Below are 2,627 nucleotides of genomic sequence, written 5' to 3' on the forward strand. Positions count from 1 at the left end.
GCCCCGGCCGCCACGGCGGCCCCCTCCGCCACGCCCGGCGCGACCCCGTCCGCCGCGCCGACCCCGGCGGCCACCCCGACGGCCGGTGCCACCCCCTCGGCGGCCCCGAGCACCGGCGCCGCGCCGGCCGACGCCCGGCTGGTGCTCGCCAAGCCCGGTACCCCGGTGATCGCGCCCGCCGCCAACGGCGACACCGCGCCCGGCACCTCCGCGGTCGCCACCGGTGCCTTCGCGCCCGGCTTCACGGTCACCCAGACCACCGTCGTCACCGAGCAGCGCGGCCTGGGCATGTCCGGCCTCACCTGCACCCCCGCCGGCACCAGCTTCTGGTTCGCCGGGGCCAGCACCGCCGGCGACCGCAACGACTACGTCAGCCTGGTCAACCCCGAGCCGACCGCCGCCGTCGTCGACATCAAGCTGTACGGCGAGAAGGGCCTGATCGAGAACGACGCCGCCAACGGCATCACGGTCGCCCCCGGCAGCTCGCAGTCCGTCCTGCTGCCCACCATCAGCAAGGGCCAGGTCACCGACCTCGCCGTGCACGTGGTCGCCCGCAGCGGCCGGGTCGGCGCCGCCCTGCACGCCGCGGACGGCAACAAGGGCGCCGACTGGGTGCCCGCCTCCGCCGAACCGGCGCCGGTCCAGGTGATGCCCGGACTGCCCGCCGACACCGCCGCGGCCCGCCTGGTCGTCTGGGCGCCGCCGGAGGACGACGCCGACCTCAAGATCCAGCTCTCCGGCAAGAACGGCCTCTTCACCCCGGCCGGCAACGAGACCATCCACGTCAAGGCCGGTATGGTCGCCGCCGTCGACCTGGGCAAGGTCACCCGCGACGAGGTGGCCGGGCTGCGGCTGTCCCCGACCGACGAGAAGCACCCCACCCCCGTGGTGGCGGGTCTGCGGATCGACCGCACCGCGGCGAACGGCAAGTCCGACGCCGCCTGGCTGAGCGGGACCGTCCCGGTGGGCGCCCGCGCCACCGTGGCCGACAACCGGGCCGGCGCCGCCACGCTGTTCCTGACCTCCAACGGCGAGCCCGCCACCGTCCGCGTCACCGCCTCGGCGGGCAGCGGCGGCGGCACCCCGGCCACCAAGGAGGTCCAGCTGCCGGCCGGCGGTACGGTCGCGCTGCCCGCCCCGGAGCCCGCGGGCGTCAACGGCAGCTTCGCGCTCACCGTGGAGACCGTCTCCGGCGGCCCGGTCGCGGCCGCGCGGATGCTCGCCGTCACCACCAAGGACGTGCCGATGTTCACCGTCCAGTCGCTGCGCGACGACCGCAGCACCGTCAAGGTGCCGCACGCCGCGCCCGACCCGGGCGTGGTGCTCCGCTGAGGTCCTGAGCGCCGGGGCCCGAGCGCCGGCGCGGCGCGCAACGGCGAGGAGGGGCGGTACCCGACCGGGTACCGCCCCTCCTCGCCGTTCGTCCCGTGCGTCGGCGTCCGGCGTCAGTCCTCGTCGTACCGGGGGTCGATGGCGTCCGGCGACAGCCCCAGGAGCTCCGCCACCTGCTCGATCAGGATCTCGTGGACCAGCGCCGCGCGGTCCTCGCGCGTCTTCGCCCGGATCTCCACCGGCCGCCGGTACACCACGATCTGGCTCTTGCGCCCCTGCCGGGCCGGCGACACCCGCCCCAGCGGCACCCCGTCGCCGTCCGCGCCGGCCTCCGGCTCGTGCAGCGGGACCTCCTGGACGGCGAACTCCACCTCGATGAGCTGCGGCCAACGCCGCTCCAGCCGTTCCACCGACTCCCGGACGTAGTCGTCGAACAACTCGGAGCGGGTGAGCGAGATCGGCACCTGCGGCGGCGCCAGCGGGCCGCGCAACCCCCTGCCGTGCCGGTCGCGGTGCCGGGGGCGGCGCGAGGGACCCGTCGATGACTGCGGTGCGGAGCTGTCCATATCACTGCCGAGCGTAGTCCTTGGCGGGTCGGAAGTGGACCACCCCGGCACCGAATCGCCCGGGGCGGGAGGGCGCGCACGGGCGCACAGGGCGCGACACGGCACACCCGGCGGGGACGCGGTCTTCGCTCCCCGGCGGGGAGTGCGGTACCGTCCACCCTCGTGAGCTCTGTACGTCGTTGTTCGCGGACCGCGTGCGGCCGGCCGGCCGTCGCGACGCTGACGTACGTCTACGCGGACTCCACCGCCGTCCTCGGCCCGCTCGCCACCTACGCCGAGCCGCACTGCTACGACCTGTGCGCCGAGCACGCCGAGCGCCTCACCGCCCCGCGCGGCTGGGAGGTCGTCCGCCTCGCCGCCGAGGCCGGGCCGCTGCGCCGCAGCAGCGACGACCTGGAGGCCCTCGCCAACGCCGTCCGCGAGGCCGCCCGCCCGCAGACCCCCCGTCAGAGCCGCGCCTCCGAGGGCGAGTCCACCGAGGCCGGCCGCCGCGGCCACCTCCGGGTGCTGCGCTCGCCCGACAACTAAGGTCTGTCTTGTGGATCAGCCCGGGTCCGCGGCGGCTGGGCACGCACTCCCCCAGCCTGACGGCCGGGAGGTGCCCCCACGCCGCGTTGTCGTCGGTCGCCGATGGCCCCCAGCCTTCGGCCGGGAGGTGCCCCCACCGCATGGACTCCTCCCCCAGCCTCCGGCCGGGAGGTGCCCCCACCTCCGCCTTGCGATGCACGC

3 protein-coding genes are annotated in these 2,627 nt (G+C 76.3%); 2 read left to right on the top strand and 1 reads right to left on the bottom strand.

All coding sequences use genetic code 11. From position 1 onward, the window contains the following. A partial coding sequence (locus tag ACWEQL_RS42145) for a DUF5719 family protein (protein ID WP_452156872.1) occupies positions 1 to 1,332 on the top strand: 1,332 nt, incomplete at its 5' end. A gap of 113 nt (positions 1,333 to 1,445) precedes the next feature. Here ACWEQL_RS42145 and ACWEQL_RS42150 read toward each other — a convergent pair. Continuing rightward, entirely contained in the window at positions 1,446 to 1,898 is a 453-nt protein-coding gene (locus ACWEQL_RS42150) for a metallopeptidase family protein (protein WP_452156874.1), read from the bottom strand. Between the two features lie 162 nt (positions 1,899 to 2,060). Between ACWEQL_RS42150 and ACWEQL_RS42155 the strand changes: the two genes are divergently transcribed. Then, a complete protein-coding gene (locus ACWEQL_RS42155) occupies positions 2,061 to 2,426 on the top strand; it encodes a DUF3499 domain-containing protein (RefSeq protein ID WP_452156876.1) in 366 nt (121 codons plus the stop codon). Positions 2,427 to 2,627: the final 201 nt, after the last annotated feature.

The sequence above is a fragment of the Kitasatospora sp. NPDC004240 genome, from assembly GCF_053603215.1.